General features: G+C 59.9%; 20 protein-coding genes. 8 read left to right on the forward strand and 12 right to left on the reverse strand.

The window, feature by feature from the left end:
• Nucleotides 1-11: 11 nt before the first annotated feature.
• The 5 genes from I3253_RS18090 to I3253_RS18110 form a co-directional block, all read right to left on the reverse strand.
• The gene (locus I3253_RS18090) at nt 12-1049 is read right to left on the reverse strand and encodes a substrate-binding domain-containing protein (RefSeq protein ID WP_197919223.1); all 1038 of its coding nucleotides are present in this window, start codon (nt 1047-1049) and stop codon (nt 12-14) included.
• A 130-nt stretch (nt 1050-1179) separates the two neighbouring features.
• Nucleotides 1180-2220, reverse strand: a complete 1041-nt coding sequence (locus I3253_RS18095; RefSeq protein ID WP_197919224.1) for an ATP-binding protein — start codon at nt 2218-2220, stop codon at nt 1180-1182.
• 127 nt (nt 2221-2347) lie between these two features.
• The gene (locus I3253_RS18100) at nt 2348-2869 is read right to left on the reverse strand and encodes a gamma carbonic anhydrase family protein (protein ID WP_197919225.1); all 522 of its coding nucleotides are present in this window, start codon (nt 2867-2869) and stop codon (nt 2348-2350) included.
• The gene (gene gmk / locus I3253_RS18105) at nt 2869-3510 is read right to left on the reverse strand and encodes a guanylate kinase (RefSeq protein WP_197919226.1); all 642 of its coding nucleotides are present in this window, start codon (nt 3508-3510) and stop codon (nt 2869-2871) included. Before gmk ends, I3253_RS18100 begins: the two co-directional genes overlap by 1 nt.
• Before the next feature lie 4 nt (nt 3511-3514).
• Nucleotides 3515-4405, reverse strand: a complete 891-nt coding sequence (locus tag I3253_RS18110) for a YicC/YloC family endoribonuclease (RefSeq protein WP_232237192.1) — start codon at nt 4403-4405, stop codon at nt 3515-3517.
• A 261-nt stretch (nt 4406-4666) separates the two neighbouring features.
• Between I3253_RS18110 and I3253_RS18115 the strand changes: the two genes are divergently transcribed.
• Nucleotides 4667-5308 carry a PAS domain-containing protein gene (locus I3253_RS18115; protein WP_197919227.1) on the forward strand — a complete coding sequence of 214 codons (642 nt, stop codon included), beginning with the start codon at nt 4667-4669 and terminating at the stop codon, nt 5306-5308.
• Nucleotides 5309-5392: 84 nt separating this feature from the next.
• On the opposite strand, the gene I3253_RS18120 is transcribed toward I3253_RS18115, so the two are convergent.
• Complete coding sequence (locus tag I3253_RS18120; RefSeq protein WP_197919228.1) at nt 5393-6760, reverse strand: class II 3-deoxy-7-phosphoheptulonate synthase; 1368 nt, start codon at nt 6758-6760, stop codon at nt 5393-5395.
• A gap of 163 nt (nt 6761-6923) precedes the next feature.
• Between I3253_RS18120 and I3253_RS18125 the strand changes: the two genes are divergently transcribed.
• Nucleotides 6924-7925: a GlxA family transcriptional regulator gene (locus tag I3253_RS18125; RefSeq protein ID WP_197919229.1), complete on the forward strand. Its 1002-nt coding sequence runs from the start codon at nt 6924-6926 to the stop codon at nt 7923-7925.
• A 213-nt stretch (nt 7926-8138) separates the two neighbouring features.
• Here I3253_RS18125 and I3253_RS18130 read toward each other — a convergent pair whose 3' ends face one another.
• Together I3253_RS18130 and I3253_RS18135 are read right to left on the reverse strand one after the other, a co-directional pair.
• Nucleotides 8139-8555 (reverse strand): hypothetical protein, encoded by a 417-nt coding sequence (locus tag I3253_RS18130; RefSeq protein WP_197919230.1) that lies wholly within the window; start codon nt 8553-8555, stop codon nt 8139-8141.
• 38 nt (nt 8556-8593) lie between these two features.
• Nucleotides 8594-9697 carry a PQQ-dependent sugar dehydrogenase gene (locus I3253_RS18135; RefSeq protein ID WP_197919231.1) on the reverse strand — a complete coding sequence of 368 codons (1104 nt, stop codon included), beginning with the start codon at nt 9695-9697 and terminating at the stop codon, nt 8594-8596.
• Nucleotides 9698-9857: 160 nt separating this feature from the next.
• On the opposite strand from I3253_RS18135, the gene I3253_RS18140 reads away from it, so the two are divergent.
• The 5 genes from I3253_RS18140 (at nt 9858) to I3253_RS18160 (ending at nt 15074) form a co-directional block, all read left to right on the forward strand.
• Nucleotides 9858-11042 carry an ABC transporter substrate-binding protein gene (locus tag I3253_RS18140; RefSeq protein ID WP_197919232.1) on the forward strand — a complete coding sequence of 395 codons (1185 nt, stop codon included), beginning with the start codon at nt 9858-9860 and terminating at the stop codon, nt 11040-11042.
• A 114-nt stretch (nt 11043-11156) separates the two neighbouring features.
• Entirely contained in the window at nt 11157-11939 is a 783-nt protein-coding gene (locus tag I3253_RS18145) for an ABC transporter ATP-binding protein (RefSeq protein ID WP_197919233.1), read from the forward strand.
• On the forward strand, nt 11936-12760 hold the full coding sequence (locus I3253_RS18150; RefSeq protein WP_197919234.1) for an ABC transporter ATP-binding protein: 825 nt from the start codon (nt 11936-11938) through the stop codon (nt 12758-12760). The genes I3253_RS18145 and I3253_RS18150 overlap by 4 nt, the downstream gene beginning before the upstream one ends.
• 2 nt (nt 12761-12762) lie before the next feature.
• Nucleotides 12763-13773, forward strand: coding sequence for a branched-chain amino acid ABC transporter permease (locus I3253_RS18155; protein ID WP_197919235.1), 1011 nt, complete (start codon nt 12763-12765; stop codon nt 13771-13773).
• Nucleotides 13770-15074, forward strand: a complete 1305-nt coding sequence (locus I3253_RS18160) for a branched-chain amino acid ABC transporter permease (RefSeq protein WP_197919236.1) — start codon at nt 13770-13772, stop codon at nt 15072-15074. Before I3253_RS18155 ends, I3253_RS18160 begins: the two co-directional genes overlap by 4 nt.
• Nucleotides 15075-15223: 149 nt before the next feature.
• On the opposite strand, the gene I3253_RS18165 is transcribed toward I3253_RS18160, so the two are convergent.
• A complete protein-coding gene (locus tag I3253_RS18165) occupies nt 15224-16771 on the reverse strand; it encodes a helicase HerA-like domain-containing protein (protein ID WP_197919237.1) in 1548 nt (515 codons plus the stop codon).
• 425 nt (nt 16772-17196) lie between these two features.
• On the opposite strand from I3253_RS18165, the gene I3253_RS18170 reads away from it, so the two are divergent.
• Complete coding sequence (locus I3253_RS18170; RefSeq protein ID WP_197919238.1) at nt 17197-17799, forward strand: invasion associated locus B family protein; 603 nt, start codon at nt 17197-17199, stop codon at nt 17797-17799.
• 59 nt (nt 17800-17858) lie between these two features.
• Here I3253_RS18170 and I3253_RS18175 read toward each other — a convergent pair whose 3' ends face one another.
• The 3 genes from I3253_RS18175 to I3253_RS18185 are packed head-to-tail and all read right to left on the reverse strand — an operon-like array spanning nt 17859 to nt 20469.
• On the reverse strand, nt 17859-19067 hold the full coding sequence (locus I3253_RS18175; protein ID WP_197919239.1) for a beta-ketoacyl-[acyl-carrier-protein] synthase family protein: 1209 nt from the start codon (nt 19065-19067) through the stop codon (nt 17859-17861).
• A gap of 13 nt (nt 19068-19080) precedes the next feature.
• Entirely contained in the window at nt 19081-19341 is a 261-nt protein-coding gene (locus I3253_RS18180; RefSeq protein WP_197919240.1) for an acyl carrier protein, read from the reverse strand.
• 36 nt (nt 19342-19377) lie between these two features.
• Complete coding sequence (locus I3253_RS18185) at nt 19378-20469, reverse strand: UDP-3-O-(3-hydroxymyristoyl)glucosamine N-acyltransferase (protein WP_197919241.1); 1092 nt, start codon at nt 20467-20469, stop codon at nt 19378-19380.
• Nucleotides 20470-20492 lie beyond the last annotated feature (23 nt).

A 20492-nucleotide genomic window follows, 5' to 3' on the forward strand; every position in this document is an offset into this window, starting at 1 on the left:
AAGAATTTCGATTACATGTTCGAGCCCATGACGGCTTCGTCCGCCACGGCTGCCTGGGTTTTCTCCAGTTCCGGATCCGACACCAGGCCGTATTCGGCCAACGGGCCGTCGGGGCCGGCAACCTCGTCGGCCACGAAGAACTCGGCATATTCCTTAAGGCCGGGGATCACGCCGATATGCGCCTTTTTCACATAGAAAAACAGCGGACGCGACACCGGATATTCACCGGTTGCAATCGATTCCGTCGAGGGAACCACACCCGACATGGTGGCAACTTGCAGCTTGTCGGTGTTGTTCTCGTAGAACGCCAGACCAAAAACACCGATGCCGTCCTTGTTGCTTTCGATACGCGCCAGGGTTTCGGTATAGTCGCCGTCGATATCGACCGACACGCCATCAGTCCGCAGCCCGATACAAGCCTTTTCGGCGGCTTTCTTGTCACCGCCATTGGCGGCTTTCAGCGCGTCAAACGCACCGGTTTCTTCACATCCGGCAAGGATCACCTTGTCTTCAAAGACTTCGCGCGTGCCGTGTTTGGTGCCGGGGATGAAGGCCTGGATCGGCTGTGCCGGGAAGGCCGGGTTCACGTCAGCCCAGGTCGTATTGGGGTTATCTGCCAGCGCGCCGTCCACCAGGATCTTGTCCGAAAGAGCAAGGAACCAGTCGCTCGGGGAAAATTCGAACCCATTGCCGTTGATGTCGCTGGCAAAGACGATGCCGTCATAGCCGATGCGCACCTCAATGATATCGGTCACACCATTTTCGGCGCAGGCCTTGATTTCCGAGTCCTTGATCTTGCGAGACGCGTTGGCGATGTCGATTGTGTTTTCGCCGACACCTTCGCAAAACCGCTTGAGCCCGGCCGACGAGCCGCCCGATTCAACAACCGGGGTCGGGAAGTCAAAGTTTTCTCCAAAGGCTTCGGCAACGATCGACGCATAGGGAAGAACGGTCGACGAGCCGGCAACCTGAACCTGCTCCCGCGCGGCGGCGGAAGTGGCTGTGACGACAGCGATGGCAAGGGCCGATGCGGTCAGTTTGACGGACATGTGTAAAGCTCCATTGTTTTCCTGACTGTCTGTTGATCAGTCTCGAACGTGACTTAGGCCGCGCTGGCCAAGCTTTTGTGACATGGGTGTAACGGTTTTATGACAGATGCGGGTTCCGCGAGTGAAATCGCTACGAACAGGGCAAAATCACGCGGAATGTGCTGCCCTGCCCCGGTGTGCTGTCGATTGCCATGCGCCCGCGATGCCGGTGGACGATGTGTTTGACGATGGCAAGCCCCAGCCCGGTGCCCCCCATCTCGCGCGACCGGTGGCCGTCGATTCGATAAAACCGTTCGGTCAGGCGCGGAATGTGAATATGTTCGATGCCCGGTCCGTCATCTGCGACAGCCAGAGCCACGGCGGGGCCACGCAGCGAACGGTCCCTGTCGACCCGATCAAGGGAGAGGCTCACGGTCGTGCCGTGACCACCATACTTCAACGCGTTTTCGACAAGGTTCGTCACAACCTGAACAAGCTGATCGCTGTCACCGGGAATACAAAGTGCCGTTGCTGGCGCTTCGAAGGACAGAGTGCAATCGCTACCTTGGGCCAACGGGGTCAAACTCCTTACAACGGATTGCACAAGCGCACCGAGATCAACGCTTTCGGTAGGCCGCACGCGCGAGTCTTCTTCTACCTTAGTGAGCGACAAGAGATCCCCAACAAGGCGATTCATACGCCCGGCCTCGGTAGCCATGGTGGCCAGGAATCTCTCTCGCGCCGCCGAATCGTCGCGTGCCGGGCCTTGCAAGGTTTCGATGAAACCCAAGATCGCGGTAAGCGGCGTTCGCAACTCATGGCTGACGTTGGCAACAAAATCGCGGCGCATCTGATCAAGCTGGCGTAGTTCCGTAATGTCGCGAAAACAGACCAGCGCTCCCTCCCCGAACGCGCCGTCTACCGGCGCGCAGGAAACCTGGAACCGCAGTTCCTGTGGGCCTTCGCTATGAAAATAAACCGCTTCTTGCGGGCTGCGCGTGTTCAGGCAGGTCTCGACAGCAGAGTTCAGTCCGGGCTGGCGGAACAGCAGAATAAAGGGGCGGTTCTCCCTCGCCTGTGGCTGAATCTTCAGCGCCCGCGCGTTTGCGCCACGAACCCGTGCGGCGCTGTCCACAAACAGCGCGGGCAGTGGGATCGCATCCAGGATCGAGGGGTCCATGGGGTTGGCCATCAGAGATCCTTGTCAATTCGCCTGCGTGGCGGGTCGCAGGCTGAACTTAACCAATCGGATGTGACGGTTGGGTGACGCTGGGCGCGACTGTAACACGATCCGCTCAGCACCACCTGGCGCGGATCGCTCAAACCTCCCGCAGCCCCGCGCGGAACCGGCGCATATTGTCCTGGTAGTGGCGGGCCGACATTTCCAGCCCCTTCACGGCGACCGGGTCCAGTTCGCGCACGACCTTGCCGGGCGTCCCCATCACCAGAGAGCGGTCCGGAATGTCCTTGCCCTCGGTGATCAAGGCCCCTGCCCCGATCAGGCAGTCCCGCCCGATACGCGCGCCGTTCAACACCGTGGCGCCCATACCGATCAGCGCGCCGTCTGCGATCCTGCATCCATGCAGCATGGCCTTGTGGCCGATGGTACAGTTTTCTCCGATGATCAGCGCAAAGCCCGGATCGGTGTGCATCACGGTGCTTTCCTGCACGTTCGATCCCTTGCCGATCACGATCTGTTCATTGTCACCCCGCAAGGTACAGCCAAACCAGACCGAAGCACCCTCCTCGATCACCACATCGCCGATAATGTTGGCATCCGGGGCGATCCAGGTATCTTCGGCAATGGTCGGGCGGCGCCCGTCAAGTTCGTAAAGCGGCATTATTGCATCTCCTCGAATTCAGCTTGCAACTTGCGGACGTGATCCACCAGCGCAGGCTGCTGAATACGGCGCAGCCGGGTGGCGGTGACGATCGAAATCAGGTCGCGCTCGGTCGCGTCGAGATCATCGTTGATCAGGACGTGATCATAACTGCCCCAATGGCTGATCTCGTCCCAGCTTTTCTGCATCCGCTTGGCAATCACCTCATCGCTGTCCTGCCCCCGGCTGACCAGACGGCGGTGCAATTCGGTGATCGACGGCGGCAACAGAAAGATCGACAGCGTATGTTGTCCAAGATCAGAATTGCGGATCTGTTGCGCGCCCTGCCAGTCGATATCGAACAAAAGATCCTGCCCTATGTCGATGGCCTGTTTCACCGGTCCCTTGGGCGAACCGTAGAAATTCCCGAAAACAAAGGCATGTTCCAGCATATCGCCCGCCGCCACATCCCTTTTGAAGACTTCCTCGGGCATGAAGTGATAATCCTGCCCGTCAACCTCTCCATCGCGCGGTTTACGCGTGGTGGCCGAAACCGAAAACCGGATTGTCGGATCCCAGGCGCGCAAGCGTTTGGACAGGGTGGATTTTCCCGCGCCCGAGGGCGAGGAAAGGATAATGAGAAGGCCGCGTCTGTTGGTCATGTTGTTATTCCACGTTCTGTACCTGTTCGCGCATCTGGTCGATCACCGCTTTGAGGTCCAGCCCGATCCGAGTAAGTGCGACCGATTGCGCCTTGGAACACAGGGTGTTGGCCTCCCGATTGAATTCCTGCATCAGGAAATCGAGCTTGCGCCCGGCCGGGCTGCCCTTGGCGATCAATTCGCGCGCGGCCTTGACATGTGCGTGCAAGCGATCCAGTTCTTCGGTCACATCGGTTTTTACGGCGATCAGCGCCAGTTCCTGCGCGACGCGGTCAGGATCGGCCCCATCTGTATTGTCCAGCACGCGTGCAAGATTGACCTGTAGTGCGGCGGCGGTTTCCGCGCGCCGGGCCTCGGCGGCGGCGGCGGCATCGGCGGTGAGGCCTTCGATCCGGTCAAGCTGGCTCCGCAGTACGATCTCCAGCGCCGCGCCTTCGGTCTGGCGCATTTCCAGAAAGGCGGTGATCAGGTCAGGCAATTGTGCAACAAGCGCCTGTTTCAGGGCCGCGCTGTCGCCGTCATCCGAGGCGGTTTCCAACACGCCGCGCGTGGCCAGAAGCTCTGCTCCCGAAGTCGGGGCCAGCGTAACACCGCGTTTGGCAGCTGTGTTTTCAACGTCCTGCAAAGCGGCAAGAATGCTGTTTAGCTGCGCCGGATTCACCACCTGTGTCGTTTGCGCCTCCTCGCGCTGCACCCGCAGCCCCAGGCTCACCGACCCGCGCGCCATCGCCTTGCCAAGCGCACCGCGCACAGCAGGCTCCAGACCGTCGATCCAATCGGGCACCCGCAGGCGCAGATCCAGACCTTTGGCATTTACGCCACGCATGTCCCATGTCCAGCCATAGGCCCCCTGTTCGCCCTTGAGCGTGGCGAACCCTGTCATCGAATGCAGCAAATGTGCCTCCTGATACTGTGTGCACTGCACCTAAACCCAGTCAGGCGTGCAGGGCAAGCCGGGGGCGGTTCGGTTAACCAATCGCATCGCTTTTTCACCCATTTAAGGAAAAATGCGACATATTAAGGAAGTGGTAACTTAGGTTGGGCAGAGGTTAAGGCGCGGATGGTCGGGGGACCGGGGCGGGCAAAGGGGCGGACAGGTTCGTCTTATGCCGCCACGCGCCACACCGGCCCAGCCGCAATGTCAAGGGTGAGTGACGTGGCTTTCTTGCGGGGAAAAAGACCAACCGATACCGAATTGCGCAGTCATCCGGTATTGAACGAAGTAACAAGCTATTGGGAGGCGCTGCGGCACGGGTCGTCAGTGCCGTATCGGTCCGAGGTAGATCCACGTGGGATTCAATCTGCGCTGAAACATGCGTTTGTGCTGGAACGCATGGCGCCGGGCATGGCGCGCATCCGGGTTGCCGGACAGGTTCTGACGGATGTGATGGGCATGGAAATGCGTGGCATGCCGATGTCGTCGCTGATCGCGCCCGACACGCGTGAAATGTTTCGTCGCGCGTTAGAGGATGTGTTTTCCGGCCCCGCAACCGCCAGCTTGCGCATGTGCGCGGAATCAACCGGTTTGTCGCGCCCGGCGCTTTCGGCGCAGATGCTGCTTTTGCCGCTGCGCGGAGAGACCGGCAAAGTGTCACGCATTTTGGGGGCCATGGTGGTCGAGGGCCGTATCGGCCGCGCGCCGCGCCGGTTTCACCTGGAGGGCAGTTTTCTGCGCCAGTTGGAGGGAGGGGATCTGCGCCGCCGTCTGACCCCGCAGGCCCCCGAAGCCGCCGCCATCAGGGCAGCCACTAAACCGACACCCTACCCGCACCTGCGGGTGGTGCTGACGGACGGTTAGGAGATTCAGACTGTCCGACAAGGCAAAGGCGGGGCCCACCGGACATGGCACCCCGCCTTTTCCATTTTCTACGCGTTGTTGCGTTCATACAGCCTGCGCTGCGCGGGTTTCCCGCAGCGCGGACAGTTCCTCGGCGACAAGGAAGGCCAGTTCCAGCGACTGCGACGCATTCAGACGCGGATCGCAGGCCGTGTGATAGCGATCCGACAGGTTCTCGTCTGTCACGGCCCGCACGCCGCCGATGCATTCGGTCACATCCTGGCCGGTCATTTCGAAATGCACACCACCGGGAATGGTGCCCTCGGCCTTGTGGATGGCGAAGAACTCGCGCACCTCACGCAGCACGCTGTCAAAGGGTCGTGTCTTGTAACCGCTGGCCGACTTGATCGTGTTGCCATGCATCGGATCACAGGTCCACAGCACGTTCGCGCCCTCTTCCTGAACGACCTTGATCAGGCGCGGCAGGTGTTCGCCCACGCTGCCCGCACCAAAGCGCGCGATCAGGGTCAACCGGCCCGCTTCGTTTTCCGGGTTCAGCTTTGCCATCAGCACCTTGAGATCGTCGGCAGTGGTGGTGGGGCCGCATTTCAGACCGATCGGGTTGAGCACGCCGCGCGCAAATTCCACATGCGCGCCATCGGGTTGGCGGGTACGATCGCCGATCCAGATCATGTGGCCCGACCCGGCCAGCCATTTGCCAGAGGTCGAATCCAGCCGCGTCAGCGCCTCTTCATATTCCAGCAACAAGGATTCGTGGCTGGTATAGAAGCTGACCGTGCGCAGCGCCTCGGCGGTGTCGCTGCCAACACCAGCGGCCTGCATGAAATCAAGCGTATCGCTGATCCGGTTGGCCAGATCGCGGTATCTTGCGGCCTTTTCGCTTTCGGTAAAGCCCAGCGTCCAGGCATGGACCTGATGCACATCGGCATAGCCCCCGGTGGAGAAGGCGCGCAGCAGGTTCAGCGTGGCCGCCGCCTGGGTATAGGCCTGAAGCATCTTGCGCGGATCGGGGATTCGCGCCTCGGGTGAAAAGGCCAGTTCATTGATGATATCGCCACGATAGCTGGGCAGTTCGACTCCATCCACCACCTCGGTAGGAGCCGAGCGCGGTTTGGCGAACTGACCGGCCATGCGGCCCACCTTCACCACCGGCACTTTGGCGCCATAAGTCAGCACCATGGCCATCTGCAACATCACCTTGAACGTGTCGCGGATCGCATCCGCGCTGAACTGTTCAAAGCTTTCCGCACAGTCGCCGCCTTGCAGCAAAAACGCCTCGCCGCGAGAGGCGGCCCCGAGTTTCGCTTTCAGCGACCGCGCTTCTCCGGCAAAGACGAGCGGCGGATAGCTTGCAAGCTGCGCCTCGACGGCTTTCAGCGCTTCTGCATCCGTATACTCAGGCATCTGAACTCGCGGCTTGGCGCGCCAGTCAGATTTGTGCCATTCTGCCATAGTCTTTACTCCGGTTGGACAGGTTGAGCCCGCCTTATACAAAAGCGGACCACCAAGAGCCATAGAGGAATTGCCGCCTTGACGCGCCCTGCGTTTTGGGGGCTAAAGTCCACCTCTAACGCCCATACGACCCCGTCGGTGACGGAGGCAAGGAAAGGCAGTCATGTCGCTCAAGGCAACCCGCGCCCCCGACTCCCAGGAAGCCAAATCGCGCCGTTTCGTTTTTGTGCTGCTGGAGAATTTCACGTTGCTGTCTTTTGCTTCGGCCATGGATTGCCTCCGGCTGGCAAATCGGCATTTGGGGCGGGATTATTATAGTTGGCAGCTTGTTGGCGAAGGTGGTGAAACGGTCAGCTGCTCTACGCGCACCACCTTCACGCTGGATGGCGATCTGGGCGAATTGCATCGCGACGACACCATTATCCTGTGCGGCGGCATCGACATTCAAAAGGCGACCACCAAGAAACTTTTGAACTGGTTGCGGCGCGAGGCCCGCAAGGGCCTGCGTATTGGCGGGTTGTGCACAGCGTCCTATACAATGGCCTGCGCCGGGTTGCTCGAAGGCAAGAAAGCGACCATTCATTGGGAGAACCAGGACAGTTTCGCCGAGGAGTTCGAAGATGTCCTGCTGTCAAAATCGGTTTTTTCCATCGATGGCAACCGCATGACGACAGCGGGCGGCACCTCTTCGATCGACTTGTTTTTACAAATCATCGCCGACGATCTGGGAGAAGACGTGGCCAATTGGGTTGCGGATCAGCAAATTTACAGTTCGATCCGAACCGATCAGGACAACCAGCGCCTGAGCGTACCGACCCGCATCGGGGTCCGTCACCCCAAGTTGAGCATGGTCATCCAGATGATGGAGACCAATATCGAAGAACCGATCAGCCCTTCTATCCTGGCCAAAGAGGTGGGTTTGTCCACCCGACAACTGGAGCGGCTGTTCAGGCGCTATCTCAACCGCTCGCCCAAGCGATACTATATGGAATTGCGTCTGCAAAAGGCGCGCAACCTGCTGATGCAGACGGATATGAGCGTGATCAATGTAGCGCTGGCGTGCGGCTTTGCCTCGCCCAGTCATTTTTCGAAATGTTACCGCGCGCATTACGACACCACGCCCTACCGGGAACGAGGCGCGCACGCGTCGCGCCTGTCGGTATAGGCGCGCAATATTGTGCAAACCTGCATCGATGCCCGCCGACGGCGGGCACTTGCGTTTGCATGCAGGGTGTCCGGCATTGGTGCTCTCAGGTGTTGCTTTGTCCGTTACCCGGGTATTTGCCGGCACAATGCCGCAGCAGGATTCTGGGCAAACCTTATCTGAAAAGACGACTGACGCTTGAAGAAACCTGTCGGCAACCGATTTAGCTTTGGCTTAGAACAGGCGGAAAAGTTTATCAAAATCCGTATCATACTGGATTGAAAGAACGACCCGTCTGCCATCGCGCGCGTGCAGTAGCAGATAAACGTAGAAATATTCGCCTTTCTCGGTCCAAAAGGCCAACATTTCCTGGCGGAAACCGCCCTTCAGCGCCTCGGACCGCACTGTGTCGCTACCGGTGAAGGCGCCCTCGTAAAGTGCCTGAAGCTGGCCGTTCAACCCGGCGATTTCGTCGTTGCTCAGCGCGGCGTCGGGGCGCAGAAAGTCCACTGCATTGCCCAGTTCCCCAGCCATGATCAATTCACTGAACCGGGCCAGCCCCTCGTTAAAGGCGGTGCGCTGATTTTCCTGGGCTGTCAGCGGTAGCGCGGCCAACAACAACAAAAGAACCGTCGGAAGAATTCGAAACATTAAGCTAACCTGTTATTGTCTATGCAATTATGTGTACCCTATCCGCCCGGTGTCAGCCGGTAAAGCGCTCCGCGCCCCTCCGACAGGAACCAGATGCTGCCATCCGGTGCTTCACGGATGTCGCGTACCCGTATGGTGTGGGACGATGCGATGCGTTCGCGTTCCTGCATCGGCTGCCCGGACAGGCGTGAAATGAGATCGAATTTCAGGCTGCCGACAAATATCTGCCCCCGCCAGGCAGGCCACAGCTTGCCCGAATAAATCATCATGCCCGAGGGTGCGATGGACGGATCCCAGTAATAGGCGGGTTGTTTCATACCGGGCCTGGCGGTGCCTTCGCCGATCTTGCGCCCGGAATAATGCACCCCGTACGAAATGACCGGCCAGCCGTAATTTGCTCCCCGCTCGATCCGGTTGATTTCATCGCCGCCCCTGGCCCCGTGTTCCACGGCCCAAAGTTGCCCTGCGCTGTCCAGCGCGCCACCCTGAGGGTTGCGGTGCCCGTAGGACCAGATTTCCGGCTCGACCCCGGCCCGCCCGAGAAAAGGATTGCCCGGTGCCGCGCGCCCGTCGCGCGTAATACGCAGGATACTGCCATTGTGGCGCGACAGGTCCTGGGCCGAGTCAGGGTCGGCCCTGTCGCCAAGGGTGACAAACAGGGTGCCGTCACGCGCCTCGACAAGGCGGCTGCCGAAATGGCGCCCGCCGTCGCTGCCCGGCGTCATTTCCAGGATCGTCGTGACATCGCCAAGCCGGGCGCCGTCCTGCGACAGCCGCGCCCGCGCCACCGCGGTACCCGCGCCGCCCCTTTGCCGTTTGGAATAGGTGAGGAAAATCTCGCGACGCCGGGCAAAATCGCGTGGGATCAGAATGTCCATCAAACCGCCCTGCCCGCGCGCCACCACATTGGGTACACCCGCGACGTCATGCAGCCAGCCGTCCTCGTCCAAACGCCTCAGCTTGCCGCTGCGTTCGGTGATCAGAACCTCGCCCGATGGCAGAAAGCCAAAGCCCCATGGAGTGCGCAGGCCCGAGGCCATCTCTTCGATCCGGGCAAGTTCGGCACCGGTCTGGATCACCTCGGCCTGAACACCGGTCACGGCGACGGCCCAGAACAAAATGGCGAGGGTCTTGAAAAACATGGACAATACTCCGGCGGAATCGGTCTGTCGGAAACTAGCACGAATTGCGATACACCCCGTGAACTAGGTGATCAAATTCTGGTCAGTTGCCCCTTTTCTTTTGAATGCCCCCCGCTTAGGCTCTTTGCTGGAACAAAAAAACCAATCTGGGAGTGTACCAATGAAAAAACTGCTTTTGGCGACAGCCGCGGGCGCGTTGCTGGCTGGAGCGGCCTCGGCCGAGGAAATCAAGCTGGGCGTGATCATGGGCTTTACGGGGCCGATCGAATCCCTGACGCCGGCGATGGCCGCGGGTGGCGAACTGGCGATGAAGGAAGTCAGCGAATCCGGCAAGCTGTTGGGCGGTTCGACTGTTGTCCCCGTGCGCGGCGATTCGACCTGCGTGGATGCCGGCGCGGCGACCGCTGCCGCCGAACGCCTGATCACCTCCGACGGAGTCAAGGGCATCGTGGGCGCGGACTGTTCCGGTGTCACGGGCGCGATCCTGTCGAATGTGGCCATGCCCAATGGCGTTGTGATGATCTCGCCCTCGGCGACCTCACCGGCGCTGTCGAACGCCGAGGATAACGGCGTATTCTTCCGCACGTCGCCGTCGGATGCGCGCCAGGGTCAGGTCATGGCGGATGTGCTGATGGAAAAGGGCTTCAAATCGGCCGCCATCACCTACACCAACAACGACTATGGCAAGGGTCTTGCGGACAGCATCGCCGCCGCCTTCAAGGAAAAGGGTGGCGAAGTCACCGCGGTAACAGCGCATGAAGACGGCAAGGCAGACTATTCGGCCGAAGTTGGCGCGCTGGCATCTGCCGGAGGCGATATCCTGATTGTCGCCGGTTATGTGGACCAGGGTGGTCCCGGCATCATCCGGGCGGCGCTTGACACCGGTGCATTCGACACATTCGCGCTGCCCGATGGCATGATCGGCGCGGCCCTGGAAGCCAACTTTGGCGACGAAATCGAGGGCTCTGTCGGTACGGTGCCAGGTGGCGAAGCCACCAACACGGATATGATCGTCAAGATGATCATGTCGGATTCCTATGACTCGTCTGGCCCCTACATCGGAGAAAGCTACGATGCGGCGGCGCTGATTATGCTGGCCATGCAGGCCGCCGGCTCGTCCGATCCGCAAGTCTACAAGGACAAGGTCATGGACGTGGCCAACGCGCCGGGCGAGAAAATCAATACCGGTGAACTGGCCAAGGGTCTGGAAATTCTGGCAGCCGGCGGCGAGATCGATTATGTCGGTGCGACGGCGGTCGAATTGATCGGCGGCGGCGAAGCGGCTGGCGGCTATCGTGAAATCGTCATCGAAGGTGGCAAGATCACAACCGCCCAGTTCCGCTGATCTCACGACTGAAAAGAAAAAAGAACAGCTCGGCGCTTGTCCGGGCTGTTTTTCCATATATAAGGCGCGGCCAGAATCGCGGACACGCATAACTCACAGGGGGGGGCGTGAGACATGATCGTCGTGCAGGACGTTCACAAGCACTTTGGCGGCTTTCGGGCCGTGGATGGTGCGTCGCTGGCCATTGAACCAGGCTCCATCACCGGGCTGATTGGCCCAAATGGCGCCGGAAAAACTACCCTTTTCAATGTGATCGCCGGGGTTCTTGAACCAACCTCCGGCACAGTCACCATGGATGGCGAGGATATCACGGGCTTGCCGCCGCACGCGCTGTTTCACAAGGGGTTGCTGCGAACTTTCCAGATCGCGCACGAATTTTCGTCAATGAGCTGCCGGGAAAACCTGATGATGGTCCCGGGCGGACAATCTGGCGAAACGCTGTGGAACACGTGGTTCGGGCGCAAACGTATCGCTGATGAGGAACGCGCGCTACGCGCCAAGGCGGATGAAGTTCTGGAATTCCTGACCATCGAACATCTGGCCGATCACAAGGCCGGTCAGGTTTCGGGTGGTCAGAAAAAGCTGCTGGAACTGGGGCGCACCATGATGGTGGACGCCAAGATCGTGTTTCTTGACGAGGTGGGCGCAGGGGTGAACCGTACCCTGCTCAACACCATCGGCGACGCAATCATCCGGCTGAACAAGGAACGCAATTACACCTTTGTCGTGATCGAACACGACATGGATTTCATTGGCCGCCTGTGCGACCCGGTGATCTGCATGGCAGAGGGCAAGGTGTTGGCCACCGGTACGCTGGATCAGATCAAGGCCAACGAACAGGTGATCGAGGCCTATCTGGGCACCGGTCTCAAGAACAAGGACAAGGTAGGGGCATGAGCAACGGCGACTATGGCGACCGGGGCAACAAGGATGCCTCGATTGCGAACCCCAGGGGCAGCGGCGAAATGCGACCTTCCGGGGGAACCGGCAAGGAAATGAACACCCACAGCGCCTTTCTGGTTGGTGACAGCATGACCGGCGGATATGGAAAATCCGGCCCGGATATCCTGCATGATTGCACCGTGGCCGTGGATCCGGGCGAAATCGCGGTCATCGTCGGCCCCAACGGAGCGGGCAAATCCACGGCAATGAAGGCCGTTTTCGGAATGCTCGATCTGCGACAGGGGTCGGTCCGGCTGGACGGCGAGGACATCACCAACCTGTCGCCTCAGGACCGGGTGGTCAAGGGGATGGGGTTTGTGCCGCAAACCTCCAACATATTCACTTCGATGACGGTCGAGGAAAACCTGGAAATGGGTGCCTTCATCCGGCGCGACGATTTCACCGAGACGATGGCGCAGGTCTATGACCTGTTCCCGATCCTGCGCGAAAAGCGTAACCAGCCGGCCGGAGAGCTGTCCGGCGGGCAGCGTCAACAGGTGGCCGTGGGCCGCGCGCTGATGACCAAACCCAAGGTGCTGATGCTGGATGAACCCACCGCCGGTGTATCGCCGATCGTGATGGACGAATTGTTCGACCGCATCATCGAGGTGTCCCGCACCGGCATTCCGATCCTGATGGTGGAACAGAACGCCCGCCAGGCGCTTGAAATCGCAGACAAGGGCTATGTCCTCGTTCAGGGTCGCAACGCCTATACCGGCACCGGCAAGGACCTTCTGGCCGATCCCGAAGTCCGCAAATCCTTTTTGGGGGGCTGACCATGGATTTCCTAAACGCCATCGTGGCGCTGTCCAACTTTGTCCTGATCCCCGCCATTGCCTATGGCAGTCAACTTGCGCTTGGTGCGCTGGGGGTGACACTGATCTATGGCATCCTGCGCTTCTCCAACTTCGCCCATGGCGATACCATGGCCTTTGGCGCGATGATTGCCGTTATGGTAACATGGTGGTTCCAGTCCATGGGCCTGAACTTTGGCCCGTTGCCCACCGCGCTTCTTGCATTGCCCTTCGCTATCTTGGGCACGATGGTACTTGTGCTGATAACAGATCGAATGGTCTACAAGTTCTACCGCGAGCAAAAGGCCAAGCCGGTGATCCTGGTGATCGTGTCCATGGGCGTGATGTTCATCATGAACGGTCTTGTGCGCTTCATCATCGGCCCGAATGATCAGAAATTTGCCGATGGCGAACGTTTCATCATCTCGGTACGCGACTTCAAGGCCATGACCGGCCTCAAGGAAGGTCTGGCCATCAAGACGACCCAGGGTATCACCGTGGTGGTGGCCGTGATCTGTGTGGCCCTTCTGTTCTGGTTTCTTAACCGCACCCGCACGGGCAAATCCATGCGCGCCTATTCCGATAACGAGGATCTGGCGCTTCTGTCGGGCATCAATCCGGAACGCGTGGTCATGTACACATGGCTGATCGTGGCCGCGCTGGCCACCACGGCGGGGGTGCTTTATGGCCTCGACAAAAGCTTCAAGCCGTTTGTCTATTTTCAGTTGCTGCTGCCGATCTTTGCAAGCGCCATCGTCGGCGGCCTCGGCAGCCCAGTGGGCGCCATCGCAGGTGGTTTCGTGATCGCATTCTCCGAGGTCACAATTACCTATGCCTGGAAAAAAGTACTGGTCTACCTGATGCCGGAAAGCCTCGAACCTGACGGGCTCGTTCAACTGCTCAGCACGGACTACAAGTTCGCGGTCAGCTTCGTGATCCTGATCGTGGTGCTGCTGTTCAAGCCCACCGGCCTGTTCAAGGGGAAATCGGTATGACTGATGTTTTGAAAAATACCCTTCTCTTTGCTGCCGTTGGAACGCTGATCCTGCTGACAGGGCTCATGCAAAGTTGGAATTCGGCGCTGCTGATCCTGAACATGGGGCTGATTTCGGCCATCATGGCGCTGGGGGTCAATCTGCAATGGGGATTTGCAGGTTTGTTCAACGTGGGGGTCATGGGGTTTGTCGCCCTGGGTGGGCTTGGCGTGGTTCTGACCTCGGTAGATCCAGTAGGCGAAGCCTGGGCGGCGGGCGGCATCCGCGTGATCATCGGTCTGCTGGCCGGTGCCGGAACAATCGTCGGGGCGGCCTTGGTGTACCAGAACCTGCCGGCCGGGCGTAGCCGCAACTTGCTGTTGATCTTGGTTCTGTTGGGCGGGTTCTTCCTCTATCGCGCGATCTTCGATCCCGGCGTGGCCGCCGTCGAGACCGTGAACCCTGCCGGAACAGGTTTCCTCGGCGGGCTTGGCCTGCCTGTACTCCTCGCCTGGCCCATAGGCGGTCTGTTGGCCGCCGGCGCCGCCTGGCTGATCGGCAAGACAGCCCTGGGCCTGCGGTCGGACTATCTGGCCATCGCCACGCTTGGCATTGCCGAAATCGTGATCGCGGTGATGAAAAACGAAGATTGGCTGGCACGCGGCGTCAAGAACGTGGTCGGCCTGCCGCGCCCCGTGCCCTACGAGATCGACCTGCAACAATCCGCCAGCTTTGTCTCCCGCGCCGAAGGTCTTGGGATCGATCCGGTCACGGCCTCGACACTCTACGTCAAGCTGGGCTACGCGGCGCTGTTTGCCACTGTGCTGCTGATCATCTTCCTGATGGCCCAGGCCGCGCTGAAAAGCCCTTGGGGCCGCATGATGCGCGCGATACGCGACAACGAGGTCGCCGCCGAGGCCATGGGCAAGGATGTCACGCGCCGCCATTTACACATCTTCGTGCTCGGGTCCGCTGTCTGTGGCATTGCCGGAGCGATGATGACCACGCTGGATGGCCAGCTCACGCCAGGCACCTACCAGCCGCTGCGCTATACCTTCCTTGTGTGGGTCATGGTGATCGTGGGCGGATCCGGCAACAATCTTGGCGCGGTCCTTGGCGGCTTCCTGATCTGGTTCCTCTGGGTTCAGGTCGAGCCGATCGGCCTGTGGCTCATGGAAATGATCACCATAGGCATGGCCGAGGACAACGGCTTGCGCCAACACCTGATCGACAGCGCCGCCCATATGCGCCTCCTGACCATGGGAGTGATTCTTCTGGTGGTCCTTCGGTTCAGTCCGCGTGGCCTGATACCCGAAAAATAACATCAAAAGGGGCGCCCAATCCCGATGGGCGCCCCTATCTTCATTTTGCCTGAAAATACTCCGGGGAGTCGCCGGATGGCGACGGGGCAGCGCCCCGCCCGACGCGCATCGCGCGTCACGCCCTGCGCGCCGCATGGCGCACTCTGAAATTACCTTCCCCTGAACAAACCGCCCAGGATCCCGCGCACGATCCGCCGTCCGGTCGTGCCCGACAGCTCCTTCACCACCATCTTGGTCATCGCCTCGCCGAATGTGTCATCCGCCCGCACCCGCAACGTGCGCGACGTGGACCGGCTCACGCGCGAACCGGAATAGCGCCGCGCCGCATTGAACTCCCGACGCGCCGTGTCCATCTCCTCTTCCTGCGCCTCGGCCCGCTCTGCCTGCGCTGCCGCCTTGGAGGCGCGTTCGCGCAGGATCTCATAGGCTGACCTCCGATCAACGACCTCTTCGTACTTTCCGGCAACCGGAGAGATGGCAATCACCTGCTGCCGCATTGCCCCGTCAAGTGGTCCCAATTGTGACGAGGGTGGGCGGATCAGCGTGCGCTCCACGATCCCGGGCACCCCCTTCTTCATCAGCATCGATGTCACCGCCTCGCCCACGCCCACTTCGCGGATCGCGGCCTCGGTATCAAATCGCGGGTTTTCGCGATAGGTTTCGGCCGCCATGCGCAGCGCCTTGCGGTCACGCGCGGTAAAGGCGCGCAGTGCATGTTGCACGCGATTGCCCAACTGGCCCAGAATATCCTCGGGAATGTCATCAGGGTTTTGTGTGACGAAATACACTCCAACCCCCTTTGAGCGGATCAGGCGGGCCACCTGCTCCACCTTGTCCACAAGCGCCTTCGGAGCGTCCTCGAACAGCAGATGCGCCTCGTCAAAAAAGAAAACCAGCTTTGGCTTGTCCGGGTCGCCCACCTCGGGCAATTCCTCGAACAGTTCCGACAAAAGCCACAACAGGAAAGTCGCATATAGCCGGGGGGCGCCCATCAGCTTGTCCGCCGCCAGGATGTTGATCCGTCCACGCCCATCGACATCCGTGCGCATGATATCGCCAAGATCCAACGCAGGTTCGCCAAACAGCTTGGCCCCACCCTGGTTTTCAAGCACCAGCAACCGCCTCTGAATCGCGCCGATCGAATTCACCGATACATTGCCGTAACGCAGTGCGAGGTCAGCACGGTTTTCACCGACCCACACCAGAAGCGATTGCAAATCCTTCAAGTCCAACAATGGCAAACCTTGCTCATCAGCCAATCGGAACGCGATGTTCAAAATGCCTTCCTGCGCCTCGGTCAACTCCATCAGCCGGGCCAATAGCAAGGGGCCCATCTCGGCGACCGTCGTTCGCACCGGATGACCTTGCTCGCCAAACAGATCCCAGAACGTGACCGGAAAGCTGTCATAGCGGTAGTTGTCAAAACCGATTTTCGCGGCGCGCTCGGCAAACGCGCCATGCAGTTTGAAGCCGTCGCTGCCCGCTGCCGCCAACCCCGACAGATCGCCTTTTACATCGGACAGGAATACCGGCACGCCAGCTGAACTAAACCCTTCCGCCAGGATTTGCAGAGTCACCGTTTTTCCGGTGCCTGTCGCCCCCGCAATCAGCCCGTGTCGATTGGCATATTTCAGGGCAAGCCCCTGTTTTTCAGTATAGTTTTCCCCACCGCCACCAACGAATATCTTGCCGTCCATCGCCTGTTGTCCCTTTGTGCCTGGTAACTTTCCGTTCCTAAAGGACATTCTTAACCATTCTCGTCCAGTGTGAAACCTGCCTCGGGGACATGTCCTCCTTGCCTCGGGGTGACTTCCTCCCTGTCAGACTGGGCCGTGCACACTGCACGGCCATTTTTTCGTGGAATATCAGGCAACAGCCCGATTTTTTACTGTTGACGGTCCTCTGGATTCTGCGTACCGTTTCGGCAATGAACAAGTCGGCCAGTCCGACGGGGAGTGAAAAGACGGAAAAGGAGCCTTCGGGCTCCTTTTTCTATTGCCGCAACCAACGCGCTCGCACGCGAAATCTTGCTTGCGGCACGCGATATTCATAAGTCTGAGCACTGACATTTCGGACGGCCCGTGTTAAGCGGGACAAGACAATTCAACGCACAGGGATTCCCATGCCCAAGAAACTCAATCTGATCCTTGCCGCCATACTCGCCTTGGCTGCGGAACCCGTTCTGGCCCAGGGGGTTGGCTCACTCTCCGACGGTTCGCTCGCCATGGGTGAAAAGGTCGAGCAGCCATCGACCGTGCCAACACCCACCTCGCCCGACGATGTCACGGCCGAGACGATCGGTGACTGGGTGCTGGAATGCACCAAGGCCGGCCCCGAGCCACGTCCTTGCCGCCTGTATCAGTTGATGGAGGACGACGCCGGCAACCCGGTGGCCGAGATCACCTTGTACAAGCTGGCGACACCTGCGGGCGGCGCGGTCGCGGGCGCAACCATTGTCGTGCCATTGGAAACCATGCTCACGGCGCAGCTTACCGTGGCCGTGGACGGCGCCAACGCCAAACGCTATCCATTTGCATTCTGCAACCAGATCGGCTGCTTTTCTCGGATCGGACTGAGCCAGGAAGATATCGAAGGTTACAAAGCCGGCACGACGGCCGACATGATCATCGTCCCTGCGGCCGCACCCGATCAGATCGTCAAGGTCAACATGTCCCTGAGCGGCTTTACCAAGGCTTTTGACAGCGCCACGGGCGTGATCGAATAGCCGCACCCGATCCAATCACGACAGAAAGCCGTCCCTTGGGGCGGCTTTTTCATGCGCGATCACACTTTTCGCAACGCCAGTACGGCGTTCAACCCGCCAAAAGCAAAGGCATTGGACAACGCCACAGTCACATTGGCGTCACGGGCTTCATTGGGAACAACGTCCAGTGCGCATTCCGGGTCTGGCTCTTCATAGCCGATGGTGGGCGCAATCACGCCATCGCGAAGCGCCATGATGCAGGCCAGAAGTTCCACTGCGCCGGTGCCGCCGATCAGGTGCCCGTGCATGGATTTGGTCGATGATATCAACAACCTGTCGGCATGCGGCCCAAATACATCCGCCACAGCGCCGCACTCGGTCTTGTCATTCGCCGTCGTACCGGTGCCGTGGGCATTGATGTACCCCACCTCGTCGCGGTTAATTCGGGAATCGGCAAGCGCCCCGGCAATCGCGCGGGCGGCCCCTTGTTTTGACGGCATCACGATATCCGCCGCATCGGAACTCATGGCGAATCCGATTACCTCGGCCATGATTTCGGCGCCCCTCTTGCGGGCGTGCTCCATCTCTTCGAACACAAACACCCCGGCGCCCTCGCCCTGCACCATGCCGTTGCGATTGGCGGAAAACGGGCGGCAGGCATCCTTGGACATGACACGCAATCCCTCCCAGGCCTTGACCCCGCCAAAGCACAGCATGGACTCGGTTCCGCCCGTGATCATCACCGGGGACATGCCGGAACGCACCATCTGGAATGCCTGTGCCATGGCATGGTTAGAGGATGCACAGGCCGAGGCAACCGTGAAACTCGGCCCCTTGAGGTTGAACTCCATACTCACATGGCTTGCGGCCGCGTTGTTCATAAGCTTGGGCACGACAAACGGGTGGACCCGGTTCTTGCCCTCTTCATAGACCGACCGGTAATTTTCATCCAGGGTTTGCATTCCACCGCCGGAATTACCCAGAACCACACCAGATTTGGCTGACAATTCGCCGGAAAACTCCAACTCCGCCTGGCTCAAGGCCTCGCGGGCGGCAACCAGCGTAAACTGGGTGAACCGGTCAAACAGCGCCAGCTGCTGGCGGTTGAACAGGCTTTCAGCCTCGAAGCCACGTACCTGGGCGCCGATCTTGACCGCCAGCCGATCCACATCGCGCATGTCCAACTCGCCAATGCCGCAACGTCCCTCGCGCATGGCCTCCAGCGTATCCGGCACGTTATGCCCCAAAGCATTGACCGTTCCGGCCCCGGTGATGACGACGCGTTTCATTGTGATGTCCAGTCTACGCCTTCTGCGCAATGAGCAGCTTTTCTATGCCCGCTATGATCGAAGCTACAGTGGAGATGTCGAAATCGCTTTGCATGGGTTCGTTGGCATTGAACGGAACCGAAATGTCAAAGGCTTCTTCAATTGCGAAGATACTTTCCACAAGGCCCAGGCTGTCAATCCCCAAGTCTTCGAGAGTGCTTTGCGGGGTCACATCCGATGGCTCGAGTACCGCTTGTTCCGCGATGATTTCAATGACCTTGTCCTTGACGCTCATGCTGTGTTCCTTTCGGCTGACGGAGTCAGGCCCGATTTAGTCATTCGACCCGTTTTTTGAAACAGATTTCTGAAGTGCCGCGACCTGTTTGAACAGGCGCGGCAGGCGGCGCAAAGCCTTATACATTTCCAGATGCGTGTCCATCTTGACGGCGGGATAGCCCAGTATCACTTGACCGCCCGGAACCTTGCTCAGCACCTTGGTACCACCACCCGCGATCACGTTGTCACCGATGACCGTGTTGTCGGTCACGCCCACATGACCGCCCAGCACAACGTTGTTGCCAATTCGTGTGGACCCGGCAATGCCGACTCCGGCCGCAAACAGACAATCGGTACCGACGGTCACGTTATGTGCCACATGAACCAGGTTGTCGATCTTGGTGCCATTGCCGATGCTGGTGTCGCGGATTGTGCCATAGTCCACGCAGGTATTGGCCCCGATCTCGACGTCATCCCCGATCGACACGGCACCAAGCGAATGGATGCGCGCCCATTTTTGCGCCTTCACATCTCCCTGGTCTCCCAAAGAGCCCCGGGCCCTTTCCACCCCCGAAACCTCGGGTGTAACAAAAGACATGCCGTCCGCCCCGATCCGGGCGCCCGGCTGGGCACGAAAACCTGCACCGATTTTGACACGGGCACCAATTGAAACGTGGTCACGCAGAAAGGCGCCCTCTCCCAATACGCTGTCGGCGCCGATATGGCAGAACGGGCCAATGGTGCTGTTTGCCCCGATCCTGGCGCGCGGGCCAATCACCGCATAAGGCGCGACGCGTATGTTCTCGGCAAGGTCCGCCGACGGGTCTATCAAGGCGGTTTCATGAATGCCCCGCGGAAAGTGTTGTCCGGGGTCCATCATTGCGGTCAGCCCCGCCAAGGCAAAGCGCCCGCGCGATGCAACGATCGCCGCCTCAAGCCCCAGCGCCTGCCAGTCGGCCCCCGGCCACAACAACGCCACGCGCGCCGCGCCCCGTGCCAGCCCATCCACGAATTTTGGATTGGTCAGAAGGGCAAGATCGTCTGGCCCGGCGCTGGCCGGTTCGGCCACCTTCGCTATTGCCAGACCGGTGTTTCCGTAGCATTCGGCGTCCAGCGCCGTTGCGATATCCTGAACCGTGTACGCCATGCGCCCCCCGGGGTTGTCGGGGG

This window comes from Thiosulfatihalobacter marinus (genome assembly GCF_016019955.1).
GTDB classification, from domain to species: domain Bacteria; phylum Pseudomonadota; class Alphaproteobacteria; order Rhodobacterales; family Rhodobacteraceae; genus Shimia; species Shimia marinus_A.